The sequence below is a fragment of the Microbacterium sp. genome, from assembly GCF_052099035.1.
GTDB lineage: Bacteria > Actinomycetota > Actinomycetes > Actinomycetales > Microbacteriaceae > Microbacterium.
In genome coordinates, this window is record NZ_JBQDSX010000019.1 from 44,502 (window position 1) to 58,754 (window position 14,253).

15 protein-coding genes are annotated in these 14,253 nt (G+C 66.3%); 14 read left to right on the top strand and 1 reads right to left on the bottom strand.

Translation table 11 applies throughout. From position 1 onward, the window contains the following. The first annotated feature begins 26 nt into the window (after positions 1–26). Positions 27–1,076, top strand: coding sequence for an alpha/beta hydrolase (locus ACTIAO_RS08260; RefSeq protein WP_441905811.1), 1,050 nt, complete (start codon positions 27–29; stop codon positions 1,074–1,076). On the opposite strand, the gene ACTIAO_RS08265 is transcribed toward ACTIAO_RS08260, so the two are convergent. Then, positions 1,063–1,551 carry a YajQ family cyclic di-GMP-binding protein gene (locus ACTIAO_RS08265; protein WP_441905812.1) on the bottom strand — a complete coding sequence of 163 codons (489 nt, stop codon included), beginning with the start codon at positions 1,549–1,551 and terminating at the stop codon, positions 1,063–1,065. The two genes, ACTIAO_RS08260 and ACTIAO_RS08265, sit on opposite strands and share 14 nt — an antisense overlap. Before the next feature lie 192 nt (positions 1,552–1,743). Here ACTIAO_RS08265 and ACTIAO_RS08270 point away from each other — a divergent pair, with 192 nt between their 5' ends. From ACTIAO_RS08270 to ACTIAO_RS08330, 13 genes are all read left to right on the top strand, one after another. Further along, entirely contained in the window at positions 1,744–2,970 is a 1,227-nt protein-coding gene (locus ACTIAO_RS08270; protein ID WP_441905813.1) for a sugar ABC transporter substrate-binding protein, read from the top strand. Between the two features lie 75 nt (positions 2,971–3,045). Then, entirely contained in the window at positions 3,046–4,650 is a 1,605-nt protein-coding gene (locus ACTIAO_RS08275; protein ID WP_441905823.1) for an ABC transporter permease subunit, read from the top strand. Further along, entirely contained in the window at positions 4,650–5,540 is an 891-nt protein-coding gene (locus ACTIAO_RS08280) for a sugar ABC transporter permease (protein WP_441905814.1), read from the top strand. The genes ACTIAO_RS08275 and ACTIAO_RS08280 overlap by 1 nt, the downstream gene beginning before the upstream one ends. A 190-nt stretch (positions 5,541–5,730) precedes the next feature. Continuing rightward, entirely contained in the window at positions 5,731–5,901 is a 171-nt protein-coding gene (locus ACTIAO_RS08285) for a hypothetical protein (protein WP_441905815.1), read from the top strand. Between the two features lie 110 nt (positions 5,902–6,011). Continuing rightward, positions 6,012–7,085 carry an ABC transporter gene (locus tag ACTIAO_RS08290; RefSeq protein ID WP_441905816.1) on the top strand — a complete coding sequence of 358 codons (1,074 nt, stop codon included), beginning with the start codon at positions 6,012–6,014 and terminating at the stop codon, positions 7,083–7,085. An 8-nt stretch (positions 7,086–7,093) separates the two neighbouring features. Then, positions 7,094–7,591 carry a hypothetical protein gene (locus ACTIAO_RS08295; protein WP_441905817.1) on the top strand — a complete coding sequence of 166 codons (498 nt, stop codon included), beginning with the start codon at positions 7,094–7,096 and terminating at the stop codon, positions 7,589–7,591. 65 nt (positions 7,592–7,656) lie between these two features. Continuing rightward, entirely contained in the window at positions 7,657–8,304 is a 648-nt protein-coding gene (locus ACTIAO_RS08300; RefSeq protein WP_441905818.1) for a spermidine/putrescine ABC transporter substrate-binding protein, read from the top strand. Positions 8,305–8,428: 124 nt separating this feature from the next. Beyond that, positions 8,429–8,905, top strand: a complete 477-nt coding sequence (locus tag ACTIAO_RS08305; protein WP_441905819.1) for a DUF2975 domain-containing protein — start codon at positions 8,429–8,431, stop codon at positions 8,903–8,905. Next, positions 8,905–9,129 (top strand): helix-turn-helix domain-containing protein, encoded by a 225-nt coding sequence (locus ACTIAO_RS08310; RefSeq protein WP_441905820.1) that lies wholly within the window; start codon positions 8,905–8,907, stop codon positions 9,127–9,129. The genes ACTIAO_RS08305 and ACTIAO_RS08310 overlap by 1 nt, the downstream gene beginning before the upstream one ends. Continuing rightward, positions 9,129–12,800 (top strand): SCO7613 C-terminal domain-containing membrane protein, encoded by a 3,672-nt coding sequence (locus tag ACTIAO_RS08315; RefSeq protein WP_441905821.1) that lies wholly within the window; start codon positions 9,129–9,131, stop codon positions 12,798–12,800. Before ACTIAO_RS08310 ends, ACTIAO_RS08315 begins: the two co-directional genes overlap by 1 nt. Before the next feature lie 204 nt (positions 12,801–13,004). Next, complete coding sequence (gene rpsL / locus ACTIAO_RS08320; protein ID WP_033106047.1) at positions 13,005–13,373, top strand: 30S ribosomal protein S12; 369 nt, start codon at positions 13,005–13,007, stop codon at positions 13,371–13,373. A gap of 5 nt (positions 13,374–13,378) precedes the next feature. Further along, positions 13,379–13,849 carry a 30S ribosomal protein S7 gene (gene rpsG / locus ACTIAO_RS08325; protein ID WP_017201608.1) on the top strand — a complete coding sequence of 157 codons (471 nt, stop codon included), beginning with the start codon at positions 13,379–13,381 and terminating at the stop codon, positions 13,847–13,849. A gap of 96 nt (positions 13,850–13,945) precedes the next feature. Continuing rightward, the coding region (locus ACTIAO_RS08330) for a GTP-binding protein (RefSeq protein ID WP_441905822.1) at positions 13,946–14,253 on the top strand (308 nt) is incomplete at its 3' end.

Genomic DNA, 14,253 nt, shown 5'->3' on the forward strand with positions numbered 1-14,253 from the left:
GCGGCGGTTGTGACAGCATGGGCTTCATGGCCGAATGGGTTCCGGATGTGCTGGGCGACGAGTTCGAGCAGCAGACGCTCCCACTCGGCACCGACGAGCAGGGCGAGGTCGTCGCAACGCTCGTACGGGCGCTGCCCGCGCTGCCACCACCACAGCCTTCGGGATGGGAGCGGTTCGTCGGGAGGCTGCGGGGCGAGCCGGCCGAGCAGAAGCCCCCGATGCTCGACGACGTCGACGTGCTCTACGTGCACGGCTGGTCGGACTACTTCTTCCAGAAGCGGCTGGCGAGGTTCTGGACGTCGCGCGGTGCGAGATTCTTCGCCCTCGACCTCCGTAAATACGGCCGCAGCCTGCGAGACGGTCAGACCCCCGGATTCATCAAGCACCTGTCGACGTACGACGAAGACATCGCCGTGGCGCGCGAAGCGATGGCGGCGGATGCACCGGACGGTCCTCGACGCCTGGTGCTGCTGGGTCACTCGACCGGCGGACTCATCCTGAGCATCTGGGCATCACGGCATCCCGAGGCGGCGGATGCTGTCATCCTCAACTCGCCGTGGCTGGAGTTCCAGATCGCGCCGCTGCGCGCCGCGATCACTCCGATGGTGGAGCTGCAGGCGCGACTGCGTCCGTTGGAAGTCGCACCCCAGGCCGACCTCGGATTCTATGCGCGTGCCCAGGGCGAGGTGGCCGACCCTGACGACCCCATGGAGACGAATCCGAAGTGGCGTCCGGTGCCGGCCATGTCCGTGCATGCGGCGTGGTTGCGCGCGATCCTGCACGGCCACCGCACCGTCAGCGACGGGCTGTCGATTGCCGCTCCCGTGTGCGTCCTGCTGTCGGCGCGGTCGGCGGTCCCGACGCACTGGTCGGAGGAACTGACCTCGGCCGACTCGGTTCTGGTCGTCGAGAACATCGCACACGCTGCGCTGAAGCTCGGGTCGTCCGTCACCGTCGAGCGCGTCGACGGGGCGCTGCACGACGTCTTCCTCTCGCGCAAGCGCGCTCGTGATGACGCTTATGCCCGGCTCGAGCGCTGGGTGATCGGCTGGGCTGCGAGCTCTACCGGTAGTTGATGAATTGCAGGTCGATGTCGAGGTCCGAGCCCTTGAGCAGTGAGATCACGGACTGCAGGTCGTCGCGGCTCTTGGACTGCACGCGCAGTTCGTCGCCCTGAATCTGGCTCTTCACGCCCTTGGGCCCCTCATCGCGGATGAGCTTGCTGATCTTCTTCGCGTTCTCCGAGGAGATGCCGTCCTTGAGCGTGGAGACGATGCGGTACTCCTTGCCGCTGGCGAACGGATCGCCTGACTCGAGACTCTTCAGGGAGATGCCGCGCTTGATGAGCTTCGACTGGAATACGTCGAGGACGGCCTTGGCGCGCTCCTCGGTGTTCGCCTTGATCAGAATGGACTCACCGCTCCACTCGACCGATGCCCCGGTGCCCTTGAAGTCATAGCGCTGCTCGACCTCTTTGCGGGCCTGGTTGAGGGCGTTCTCCGCCTCCTGGTGGTCGACCTTGCTGACGATGTCAAACGATGAATCTGCCATGGCGCCATCCTATCGATTTCGGTTCAGAGGGTGGATCTTGGAAGCGCTTCCACGAAGCCGTCAGCGCGGCGCGCTCTATTACAGCTTGGTATCGGCCGCCGCAGGCATTGCGATATGGGTGTCTGTCCATGCATACTGTAAGCGCTTACAGTTTCGTGAGCAGATTTCAGCATCGAGAGAGGCAACACACCAATGAAGGTGAACATGAGGGGCATCCTCGCGTTCGGCGCGATCGCAACCGTTTCCACGTTGACGCTCGCCGGCTGCTCAGCCGGCGCCGAAAGCGACAAGGGCGACGAGTCCACCGACTCCTCCCTCGTCGTCTGGGTCGATGCCGAGCGCGTCGACGCCGTCCAAGGCGCGGCTGACGCGTACGAGGAGAAGACCGGCGTCAAGATCGATCTCGTCGGCAAGGACGTCGACACGGTCAAGGATGACTTCATCCAGCAGGTGCCGACCGGCAAGGGCCCCGACATCACGATGGGCGCGCACGACTGGCTGGGCGAGCTGTCCACCAACGGCGTGGTCGCACCGCTCGAGCTCGGCGACTCGGCATCCGACTATCTTGAGGTCGCACTCCAGGCCTCGGCTTACGAGGGCACCACCTACATGCTCCCGTACGCCGTCGAGAACATCGCCGTGCTGCGCAACGCAGACCTCATCCCCGAGGCAGCCACGAACTTCGACGACATGATCGCCAAGGGACAGGCCGCGGGCCTTGACCAGCCGTTCGTCGTCGAGCAGGGTGCAGAGGGCAACCCGTACCACCTGTACCCGTTCCAGGCCGCATTCGGCGCTCCTGTCTTCGGCACCGATGCATCCGGCAGCTACGACACGAGGGACCTGCAGCTCGGCAGTGCTGGTGGCACGGAGTTCGCAACGTGGCTCGGCGCCCAGGGTGCTGCCGGCGTGCTGAACACCGACATCGACGGTGAGATCGCCAAGCAGCAGTTCATCGACGGCAAGTCCGCGTTCTGGCTGACCGGTCCGTGGAACGTCGGCGCAGCAGTCGATGCTGGCATCAACGTCGAGATCGATCCCGTTCCGAGCCCGACCGACCAGGTCGCCTCGCCCTTCGCCGGTGTCAAGGGCTTCTTCGTCAGCTCTGAGTCGAACAACAAGGTTGCTGCGAACGACTTCCTGGTGAACTACATCGGCACCGAAGATGTTCAGCTGGCGCTTTTCGAGGCCGGCAACATCCTCCCGGCTCTCACCGCTGCAGCAGACACCGCAGCATCCGACCCGATCATCGCCGGCTTCCAGGCCGTGGGTGAAGAAGCTGTCCCGATGCCGGCTGTCCCCGCCATGGGCTCGGTCTTCCAGTACTGGGGCATCGCGCAGGCCGCCATCATCAACGGCGCCGACCCCGCGACCACGTGGCAGAAGCTTGTCGACGACGTCACGGCAGCCATCCAGTAATACAGTTTCGTTCTGTCGGGGCGGGCGCATGCGCGCTCGCCCCGACGGCATGATGATGGGAAGAGAATGAGCGACATCACCGACACCGAGCAGACGCCGCCGCCCACCAAGCGGCAACGTCAGGCCGCGCGGCTCGCGGAGGCCGCATCGGGGCGAATCGGCTGGATGCTGTTGAAGATCCTGTTGCTCGCGATCGTCGATGCCATCGCGGTGTACGCCCTCTTCGTCCTGTTCACGCACCAGGAGTGGATCGTCTTGGCGATCGTCGTGGTCGTCGCCGTGCTGGTGAACTACATCTACTTCTCCCGCAAGGCGATCCCGGCGAAGTACCTCACGCCGGGCATCATCTTCCTCATCATCTTCCAGGTGTTCACTCTGCTGTACACCGGATATATCGGCTTCACGAACTACGGCACCGGGCACAACGGCTCGAAGGACCAGGCCGTTGCCGCGCTCATGCGCTCGGCACAGGATCGCGTTGAAGACTCACCCGTGTATCCCGTCACGGTCGTCGACCAGCTCGGCACGCTCGGCCTGCTCGTCACCGACCCCGCCAACGGCGACGTCAGCGTGGGGACGGAGGAGCAGCCGCTCGCAGACGTCGATGGCGCGACGATGGAAGGCGGCAAGGCCACCGCTGTAGATGGCTGGACCTCGCTCAGCTTCGCCGAGGTCCTCGCGCGATCGAATGAGATCGAGCAGCTCTCGGTCCCGTTCAGCGATGATCCCAATGACGGTGCCATCCGCAGCCCCGATGGGCAGAACGGATACCTCTACGTCTCGACTCTCGTCTACGACGAGGCCGCGGGAACCATGACTGACACCGACTCCGGCACGGTCTACGAAGACATCGGCACCGGAGCGTTCACCTCGGCCGACGGGGCGGAACTGCTCCCCGGCTGGCAGATCACCGTCGGCTTCGACAACTTCGTGCGCGCATTCACCGACACCTCGATCCGCGGCCCGCTCGTCTCCGTGACGATCTGGACCTTCGCGTTCGCGCTGATCTCGGTCGCCACGACCTTCTTCCTCGGCCTGCTGCTGGCTCTGGTGTTCAACAACACCAAGATGCGATTCCGCAACGGCTACCGCATCCTGCTGATCCTGCCCTACGCGTTCCCGGCGTTCCTGTCGGCGCTGGTCTGGGCGGGCATGATGAACGAGAGCTTCGGTTTTATTAACCAGGTGCTCTTCGGCGGAGCATCCATTCCCTGGCTCACCGACCCCGTCCTCGCGAAAGTGTCGGCCCTGATCGTCAATCTCTGGCTCGGCTTCCCGTACATGTTCCTCGTGTGCATGGGGGCCCTGCAGGGCATCCCGGAAGAGGTGAACGAGGCCGGTGTCATGGACGGTGCGAACCCGTGGCAGATCTTCCGGCAGATCAAACTGCCGCTGCTGCTGGTGACCGTGGCTCCGCTGCTGATCTCCACGTTCGCGTTCAACTTCAACAACTTCAACCTGATCTACATGCTCACCGGCGGCGGGCCGCGGTTCACCGACGTGTCGATCCCCGTCGGTCACACGGACATCCTGATCTCGATGGTCTACAAGGTGGCATTCACCGGGCAGACGCGAGACTACGGGCTGGCATCCGCGTTCACGATCATCATCTTCATCGTGGTGGCTGCGATCTCGATCGTCAGCTTCCGAAAGACCAAGGCACTCGAGGAGCTGAACTGATGACCACCACGACCTCCTCACGCGTCCGTCGGCGCTCATTCGGCAAGTGGTTCGCCGATACCGGATGGCGTCACCTCGTCGCGATCGTGGTGACCCTCTTCGCGATCTTCCCGCTGCTGTACGTGCTCTCCGCGTCGTTGAATCCCAAGGGAACGCTCACCGGCTCGAACCAGCTGTTCTCGGCGATCGGCATCGACAGCTACGTCCGCATTCTCACCGACCCGAAGAACCCCTACGCCGCGTGGTTCCTGAACACGCTCGTGATCGCCATCGTGACCGGCCTGGTCACCGTCTTCATCGGTGCCTGCGCGGCATATGCCTTCTCGCGCATGCGCTTCACCGGGCGGCGCGTGGGCCTGGTCACCATCGTCGTGGTGCAGATGTTCCCGCAGCTGCTCGCCGTGGTCGCGATCTTCCTGCTCATGTCGACGCTGGGGGACTGGTTCCCCGCGATCGGGCTCAATACGCACACCGGTCTGATCCTCGTCTATCTCGGCGGCGCGCTCGGAGTGAACACGTACCTCATGTACGGCTTCTTCAATACGATCCCGAAGGAGCTCGACGAGGCAGCCCGCATCGACGGCGCCGGCCACGCCCGTATCTTCTTCACGATCATCCTGCGCCTGGTCGCGCCGATCCTCGCCGTGGTCGGACTGCTCTCGTTCATCGGGACGGTCAACGAGTACGTCGTCGCGAGCGTCATGCTGATCGACCCCGAGAAGCAGACGCTCGTGGTCGGACTCACCAAGCTCGTCTCCAACCCGCGCTACGCGGACTGGTCGGCGTTCTCGGCGGGTGCGGTGATGGCGGCGATCCCGGTAATGATCCTGTTCCTCTTCCTGCAGAAGTACATCGTCGGCGGTCTGACTGCCGGCGCAACCAAGGGCTGAGCCCGCTCGCGCAGCATCCAAATCCCAGACGATCCGGATGCCGCGCGGCGTGTCCTTCGGCGACACGCCGTAGTCGTGGCGTGGCGTCTGGGATTCGGCGCGACGGCCCGGTACTGCAGCCCGCGACGTGCTCGCGCGCGGCGCGCGTGTCCAGCCGGCCGCGAAGCCCTCGCGGTCGTACCGTAGAGGCATGGCACGGGTGGGCGGACGCAATTTGGCGATGAGCTGGCTGGTCGGCCTGTTCTGCATCGCCCTCGTCGCCGTCCTGCTCTGGCTCGCGCTGCCGATGGGACCGGTCATGGTGCAGTTCGTCGGTGACACCCTGCGCACGATGGCGCCGGGCGCGGTGGGGATGCCGTGATCCTCTGACCCGACTGGAGTCATGGGTCTACGACACGTCGGCACGCCTGCGCTTTCGCATGCCTGCACGGCGATACCCTCACAATGCACACATCGACGAGAGGCGCCCACATGAGTGACCCCGAGGTCCCCCAGACCGAGCACAAGTCCGACGTCGACGACGTCGTCGACAGCGCCAATGCAGGGCTCGCAGACGCCGACGCCGCGCGCGACGATGTTCCCGGCGAGACCCGGTCCGCCGGTGAGCACGTCGACCACACTGGCGGCGAGCGCGTCGACCACAACGCCGGCGAACCCGTTGACCACAACGCCGTCGACCCAGACCTCGCAGCCTTCGAAGCCGCCGAGCGGGACCACCCCGGCACGTTCGGCGCAGCCGAGCGCAACGCGGCATCCGATGAGGAGTACCGCACCGCAGCGACCGCGAGCGACGACGGCGGATACGGGGCGGCCCCCGCGACTTCGCCTGCCGACACCAGCATCGCGGACACCGCGTACGTCCCGGCGGCGACGGAGAACACCGAGACCCGTGTCGTCCCGTCCGAGCCCGTGACCACAGAGCGCGTCTCGAACGAGCCCATCGCTGAGACCGTGGTCGTCGCATCGCCCACCCCGCAGCATCAGCCGATCTTCGTCCAGGCTCCTGAGCCGCCGCGGGACCGCGGCAATCGCGGTACGGCAGCCGGTATCGGTCTGCTCGCGACGCTGGCCTTCGCGATCCTGTATCTGGGTACTGCGATCGGGCTGGGGGCTCTTGCCGGAGAGGTCACCGGGGAGAACATCGGCGAGGCGCTACTCGCACCGCTGACCACCTGGGGCTTCTGGGTTCCCGTCGTCGTCTTCTTCATCGGATTCTGGTTGCTCGGCGCCATCATCAACCGTGGACGCTGGGGGCGCTGGGTCATCTTCGGCATCATCGTCGGCCTGTTCGCGTGGGCGGGTCACGTCCTCGGGCAGCTGTTCGAAGCGCCGTTCTGGCTCCTGTCCGCACGCGAGGGTAGTGAAGTCGCCACGGGTGAGCTCCTTGCCCCGCTCGCCATCGCGGCCTTCATCTTCGGCCGCGAGCTCACGATCTGGTTCGGAGCCTGGGTCGCCCGCAGTGGTGCACGCAAGACCGAGCTCAATGCCGAGGCCCAGCTCGAGTACGAGCGGACGCTCGAAGCCGGCCCGACGCTGTCGAGGTAGTCACGAACATGTCGACCTCTGACCCCCGCGGGCCCGCGCCCGTGGGGGTTTCGGCTGTCCTGGCGACGGCGCTGACGACCATCGGCTTCTTCGCGTTGACGGTGTTCGGGTTCGGCGTGCTGAGCGTCACAACCGATACCGACATCATCTCGCTCCCCGGCCTCGGACAGGTGCCGGGCATCGTCGGCATGATCATCGCCATTGCAGTGTTCGCCGGCATCCTGTGGCTGGCGGTGCGCGTCACGCGCCCACGGTTCCGATCCGTGTGGACGATCGCGATCCTGACCGCGCTCGCGCACCTTCTCGTCGTGGGCATTGCAGTCCTGTTCGTCACGGGCGAGTTCGTGTCCAGTCTTGCCGTGATGGGCGGGCTGATCACCGGCGGCGCGAGCCTCATCGTGCTCGCGGCGGCAGCGGTCGCCGGATGGGCGGGAGTCGCTCTGCGGCGGACCCGTTCGAGCCGGCCGCGTTGGCCGTGGGAGCAGGACGATCCCGATGCCGAGTGAGAAACCCCGGTGAGGCGGATGCCGCAAATCTCGAGTGTTCGCGCCGATCGCCGTAGTCTGGATCCGTGGAGCGGTCGCTAGAGACGCAAGTAGACCAGGCTGTGGAGGCCTGGCTGCGCTGGGTGCCGCGTTGGGAACCCGCCACGCACCGGGGGCGAGTGGCTCCGTGCCGCCGCTGCCTCGGCTCGCCGATCCTCTCCGCTGTCGGGATCGGCTCGAACGTCCCGCACGGTGTGCAGCACGGACTGTCGACGCGGATCAAGACCGTCGTCGACTATGCGGTCGCCGACTACACCTCCCGCAATCTGCCGATGCTGCAGGCGGAGCTCGATCAGCAGGCGGCGCGCAATCGGGCGCGCAGCTACCGGCCTGCGGAAGATCTTGCCCCCGAGTTCGAGGGGATGCCGTTGGACCCCGAGCCCGTGCCGGGGGCGCCGTTCCTCTTCACGATCGCCGGTATGGCTGACGATGAAGCGATAGAGCTGCCTCCGTTGCCGCCGCTCTCGGATGAGGCGAAGGCTGCGCTTCGCCAAGAGGTCACGCTCGCCGACGAGTACGCGAACATGATCGGGCGAGAGATCTGCAGTCTGCTGCTGCGTCATCGCCTCGCCGTGCAGGCGGCGATCTCTCAGTACGTCGAGCCGCAGATCGAGGCGATGCTCGAGGAGCTCACCCAGTCCCTCGATTCCCCCTTCGACCCCGAGTCGCCGTAGCCCCGGCGTCCGCACGGGACGGATGCTGGAACTTCCCTGTGAGACCGGCGGGAGAGGTTGGCGCACGCACAAGCAACGGCTATCGTTTTTCGATAGCTACCAACCGCTTATCGATAGGCCTCTGATGCAACCACGTGTGACCGCCGTGCTCAAGACCCTGATCGCCGTGATGATCCTGCTGCTCCTGGTCGCGCAGATCGCAATGATTCCGGCCGTCGCTGAGATGACAGCGCTCCAGAATCCCGACCTGGCGTTCCTCCGGGTGCCGGGCATCATCGGGGGAGTGCTGTTCCTCCTGCTCGTACAGATCGTGCTGCTGTGCATCTGGAAACTGCTGTCGCTCGTCCGCGGCGACAAGATCTTCAGCCCGCACTCGTTCCGTTACGTCGACGTCATCATCGGGGCGATGATTGCGGCGGCCGTGCTCCTGACCGCGTCGATCATCGTCATCTACGCCGCGCGCGCTGTGAATCCCGGCATCCTGCTTCTGGGTGTCCTCGGTGTCGTCGTCGGAATCGCGCTGGCTCTGCTCGTCGTGGTGATGCGCGGCCTGCTCCGCAAGGCGCTCGAGCTCGAGCAGGATCTGTCCGAGGTCGTCTGATGCCCATCGTCATCGACCTCGATATGCAGCTCGCTCGCAAGAAGATGAGTGTGCAGGAATTCGCGGATGCCATCGGCATCACCCCCGCGAACGTCGCCGTGCTCAAGAACGGGCGGGCCAAGGCGGTGCGCTTCACCACGCTCGACGCGATCTGCCGAGTGCTGGAGTGTCAGCCCGGGGACATCTTGCGCTGGAGCGCTGCAGAGACGGACTCGGGGGAGTGATGAGCGCGACGACGGAGACGATCAGCTGGAGCGAGAGCATCGCCCGGCAACTGCTCGACAGCGCCACGTGCCCGGTCTGCGGCTTCGAACACCTCGACGGCGGATGCTGTGGCCGCTGCGGTGCCGACCTTCGCGGCACGCACGGGACAGAGGTCTGGAACGCCTCCATCGCGGCTGCCGCCGCGCTGCGCTCCCGAGATGCGCTGCTGAGTCGCGTGCCGCGCGTATCTGCGATCGACGCAGCCCCGCCGGCGCCGACGCAGACGCCGGCTCTGGCGTCTCCAAGCCAGCCGACGTTGCCGCCGCGCAGCAGCGCAACCGTCCAGTCCGTCCTTGCGATCGCGGGTGCCGGCCTCTTCGCGATCGCTGCTCTCATCTTCACCTTCCTCAACCCCGATCTCTCTGACCGCGGCATCCGCAGCGTCGTCGTGGGCCTGGTGAGCCTCGTCTTCCTCGGCGGTGCATGGTTTCTCGCGCGTCGCGGTCTGCAGTTCTCCGCCGAGGCGGTGGGCGCACTGGGGCTGGTCTTCGTCGGGCTCGACATCTACGCCTTCGCGCAGGTGGGCAGCGGCGCGGCGGCGACCTGGCTGCTCGCTGCCCTTGCGACCGCGCTCGCGGGTGCGTTGATGCTGGCGGCCGGACGGATCTCGCAGATCACGGTCTGGGCATGGGGCGCGCTCCTGGGGATCGCACTGGTGCCGGCCATGCTCGGATACGCGGCGGGCTCGCCCTTCGTCTCCGCGCTCGGACACCTGGGTTCGGCATTTCTCGCGGCTGCACTCGTGGAGAAGTGGCCGCTGGTCGGGCAGCGCTCGCTCACTGCGCTGCAGCTGATCGCGGTATTGAGTGCGATTCCGTTGGCGGTGCTGGGCGCATTCTCTTTCGCGAACACTGCGGTGATGATGCTCGCGGTCAGTGCGATCTTCGCGCTCATCGCCGTTCACGCGGTGTTCGCCTCGCGGCACCTGTTGCGGGGCTGGTGGAGCCTGGTCGTCGGGGCTGCGTCGACGACAGCGCTGGTGCTCGCGGTGAGCTCGCCCGTGGCGCAGTATGCGAGCGAATGGCTTCCCGCGGCCGTGCCGACGGCCGCGGCATTCGCCTTCGCGGTGGTGGCCGCCGCCCCGGCTGCCCGAACCGTGCTCCGCTCGGCTCGGGCTGTAGGTGGCGTCCTCGTGCTCGGGATGATCTCGCTCGTGCCGTTCGCGATGGCGGCGGCCACGGCAATGGATGCTGTGGCATCCGTCATGCGCGGCCGCAACGCTGTCGTCAACGCCGAACCATGGAACTGGGCTCCCAGCCTGGGGATGCTGGGGATCGCCGCGGGCCTTGCCCTCTTCGGCATCCTGGCGCGTGCGCGTCTGCGAGTCTTCGCGGCTGTCACCGATGCCGTCGCGATCGGTGCGGCGGGGGTTGCCGTGCTCATGGTCGGGTGCGCTTCGCTGCTCGTGCTCCCGGCCCGACTCGCCCTCCTGCTGGGCGTTGCAGGTGTCGCATCGATCGCTCTGCGCACGATGAAACCCCTGCGCGAAGCGCCCGCCGTCAACCGTGCCGTGCTGCTCATCGGCATCCATGCTGCGATCGTCGTGGGCCTGCTCATCTCCTGGCTTGACCCGCGGACCGCACCACTCGCCGGTGTCGGGGTGATCGCTGCTCTCGCACTCGCGGGCAGCGTATTGCCGGCTCGCGCCCGCTTCGTGCATATCGGTGCGGGGTTCGCATACGCCCTCGTCTGCGCGGCGCAGGCGCTCGGGCAGACCGCCCTGGGCAGCGTCGCCGTGCTGTGCCTCGTGGCATCTGCGGGGCTTATCACCGCCATCATCGTGACCTTCCTCCCGCGTGTGCGCGCTCGTGACTGGTACGCGGTGCTGGGGGTCGCATCGATCCCGTTCGTCGCCGGTATCGTTCAGGTGGTCTTCGAACGCAGCGGTTGGACGGCGCTGTCGACCTCGCTGATGTTCGCTCTCTCGCTCTCCTTGCTGCTGACGCGTCGCCCCGGTCTGGGTATCGTGCTGCGCACGGCCGCGAGCGCCATGCTCGTGCCGACCGTCGCCGTGGTCGTGGTGTGTCTGGGGGCCCAAGTGCTCGCCGTCAGCGCCTCGCCGGTCACGCTGCCGATCATCGCAGCGCTCGTGGCTCTCGTCCTGCCGAGCACCACGCTGATACGTGATGCGCTTCGGCGCAACGGACTCTCGGCGGATGCCGCGACCGCCGCCCGCGCGGCGATCGAATCCTCGGCGCTCCTCACCGGTGCGATCGCTGTGGTGCTCGCACTCGCACGGGATGCCGCCGGCCTCGGCACGACGTTCCTCGTGCTCGTCATCCTCGGGGTCGGCGCCGCGGGCAGCGCGATCTTCACCCATCGGCGCTACGGATGGTGGGTCGCCGGGGCGGCCTTCACTGGTGCGCTCTGGTGCGTCTGGACGATGAACGGCGTCGATCTGCTCGAGGCCTACCTGCTGCCGCCGGCACTGGCAGCAGTACTCACGGCCGTGATCCTCGCTGCGCGCGCACCGAACCGAAACCGACTGGATGTCCGGGGACTCTATGCGGCAGGGCTCGGGGTCGCTATCGTGCCGAGCCTTGTCCTGCTCGTCATCGCACCCGCCGATGCGGGAGACGGGGTCGGGGTGCCATGGCGCGCGATCGCGCTGCTGGCAGCCGGCGGCGTGCTGCTCGGCGTGGGCGCCCGGCTTGCGCCGCAGGGGAGAAAACTTGCGCCGCAGCGGAGAGAAGGGGAGCGGCGTCGGCTGGCATCCCTGGCCCCTGCGACCTTCGTGGCGGCCGGCGTCGCAGCCGTTGCCGGACCGGTGCAGGGCATCCGTCTGGGACTGGGTGTCGACGGTGCGCCCCTGCACGGAGCCGGGCTGTTCGCGGTGTGCTTCGCAGCATCCGGCATAGCGGCGATCATCCTTCTCGGCGCCGGTCACGGCATCCGCTCACGGGCGCGCGCTGGCTCGCGCGTACGTCGTACGCGCTGGCTGTTCGCGCCGGCGGTGTTCGCTCTGGCGGGCGGAACCTGGTGCGCGATCGAACGCGACTGGGCCTCGATCTGGCTGATGTGGGCCCTGATGATCGGCATCCTCGCGCTCATGCTGGCAAGCGCGCTGCGCGCACGGCGCACCGCGCTGCCGCCGGTGTGGTTCCTCTTCGGCCTCGCGTTCGTGACGGCCGTGGTCGCGTGGAGTCCGCGCGATCTGCGCGTGGAGTGGTTCTCACTGCCGCTCGGCGCGTTCCTTCTCCTCGCCGGCATCCATGGTCTGCGTCAGAGCGGAGTGGCGGACGGGGCGCGGTGGAGCACGTGGCCGGCCGGACGTACTGGCTCGTGGCCTCTGCTGGGGCCGGGGATCATCACGATGATGAGCGCATCGATCGTTGCGACATTCACGGACCCTCTGACCTGGCGGGCGATACTCGTCATGGTGCTCGCGCTCGTCGCGATCATGGCGGGGGCCGCAAAGCGCCTCGCCGCCCCCTTCATCCTCGGGATGCTGGTGCTGCCGATCGAGAACGTGTTCGTGTTCGCGGTGCAGATCGGCAGGGGGATCGAGTCGATGCCGTGGTGGATCACCCTCGCCGTGATCGGTGCAGTGCTGCTGATCATCGCCGTCACATATGAACGGCGAAACGGAGCCGCGGATACGATGGTGGCACGCCTCCGCGATCTGAGTTGACGGCATTTGACCGCATGCGCTACGCGGCATTACACTTGTTCAGGTGTGTGCACGTCTTGGCGTGCCTGCACACGGACTCCGGTCCATATCGGTCAGTCCCCACGGCATACCCATCACACCAAAAGCGCGTCGATTCCGGCGTGCCGGTGGGTCATGATGTGAAACCCATCACGCTGTCACCGTGCAGCATTATGAGGAGAGAACGTGCCAACCATTCAGCAGTTGGTTCGCAAGGGTCGCTCGCCCAAGGTCACCAAGACCAAGGCGCCGGCGCTCAAGTCGAACCCCCAGCAGGCCGGGGTCTGCACCCGCGTCTACACCACCACCCCGAAGAAGCCGAACTCGGCGATGCGCAAGGTCGCACGTGTGAAGCTCCGCAACGGCGCCGAGGTCACCGCCTACATTCCCGGCGAGGGCCACAACCTGCAGGAGCACTCGCTCGTGCTCGTCCGCGGTGGTCGTGTGAAGGACCTCCCCGGTGTGCGTTACAAGATCGTCCGCGGCGCCCTGGACACCCAGGCTGTCAAGAACCGTAAGCAGGCTCGTTCCCGCTACGGCGCGAAGAAGGGTTGAGTTAGATGCCTCGTAAGGGTCCCGCCCCCAAGCGCCCCGTCGTCAACGACCCCGTATACGGCGCTCCGATCGTCACCTCGCTGGTGAATAAGATCCTCGTCGACGGCAAGAAGTCGCTGGCCGAGTCGATCGTCTACGGCGCCCTCCGCGGCGTCGAGGCGAAGAACGGTCAGGATGCCGTCGCCACCCTCAAGAAGGCGCTCGACAACGTGCGCCCCACCCTTGAGGTCCGCAGCCGCCGCGTCGGTGGCTCGACCTACCAGGTTCCGGTCGAGGTCAAGCCTCACCGTGCCAACACGCTCGCTCTGCGCTGGCTCGTCAGCTACGCCAAGGGTCGTCGTGAGAAGACCATGACCGAGCGCCTCCAGAACGAGATCCTGGATGCGTCGAACGGCCTGGGCGCTGCTGTCAAGCGTCGTGAGGACACTCACAAGATGGCCGAGTCGAACCGCGCGTTCGCTCACTACCGCTGGTAACCCTTCGACAGGCTCAGGGTCCGGGTTCGCCCATTCTGAGCCTGTCGAACACCCCACTCTTCGCAGTTGAACTGCTAGATAGAAAAGGACACTCCTGTGGCACAAGACGTGCTCACCGACCTGAGCAAGGTCCGCAACATCGGCATCATGGCGCACATCGATGCTGGCAAGACCACGACGACCGAGCGCATCCTGTTCTACACGGGCGTCAACCACAAGCTGGGCGAGACGCACGACGGCGGCGCGACCACTGACTGGATGGAGCAGGAGAAGGAGCGCGGCATCACGATCACGTCTGCCGCCGTGACCTGCTTCTGGAACAACAACCAGATCAACATCATCGACACCCCCGGCCACGTCGACTTCACCGTCGAGGTGGAGCGCTCGCTGCGCGTGCTCGATGG

Bases quoted from the DNA above. Each gene is read 5' to 3' on its own strand.
- ACTIAO_RS08260 (WP_441905811.1), top strand. From the start codon at position 27: ATGGCCGAATGGGTTCCGGATGTGCTGGGCGACGAGTTCGAGCAGCAG.
- ACTIAO_RS08265 (WP_441905812.1), bottom strand. From the start codon at position 1,551: ATGGCAGATTCATCGTTTGACATCGTCAGCAAGGTCGACCACCAGGAG.
- ACTIAO_RS08270 (WP_441905813.1), top strand. From the start codon at position 1,744: ATGAAGGTGAACATGAGGGGCATCCTCGCGTTCGGCGCGATCGCAACC.
- ACTIAO_RS08280 (WP_441905814.1), top strand. From the start codon at position 4,650: ATGACCACCACGACCTCCTCACGCGTCCGTCGGCGCTCATTCGGCAAG.
- ACTIAO_RS08285 (WP_441905815.1), top strand. From the start codon at position 5,731: ATGGCACGGGTGGGCGGACGCAATTTGGCGATGAGCTGGCTGGTCGGC.
- ACTIAO_RS08290 (WP_441905816.1), top strand. From the start codon at position 6,012: ATGAGTGACCCCGAGGTCCCCCAGACCGAGCACAAGTCCGACGTCGAC.
- ACTIAO_RS08295 (WP_441905817.1), top strand. From the start codon at position 7,094: ATGTCGACCTCTGACCCCCGCGGGCCCGCGCCCGTGGGGGTTTCGGCT.
- ACTIAO_RS08305 (WP_441905819.1), top strand. From the start codon at position 8,429: ATGCAACCACGTGTGACCGCCGTGCTCAAGACCCTGATCGCCGTGATG.
- ACTIAO_RS08310 (WP_441905820.1), top strand. From the start codon at position 8,905: ATGCCCATCGTCATCGACCTCGATATGCAGCTCGCTCGCAAGAAGATG.
- ACTIAO_RS08315 (WP_441905821.1), top strand. From the start codon at position 9,129: ATGAGCGCGACGACGGAGACGATCAGCTGGAGCGAGAGCATCGCCCGG.
- rpsG (WP_017201608.1), top strand. From the start codon at position 13,379: ATGCCTCGTAAGGGTCCCGCCCCCAAGCGCCCCGTCGTCAACGACCCC.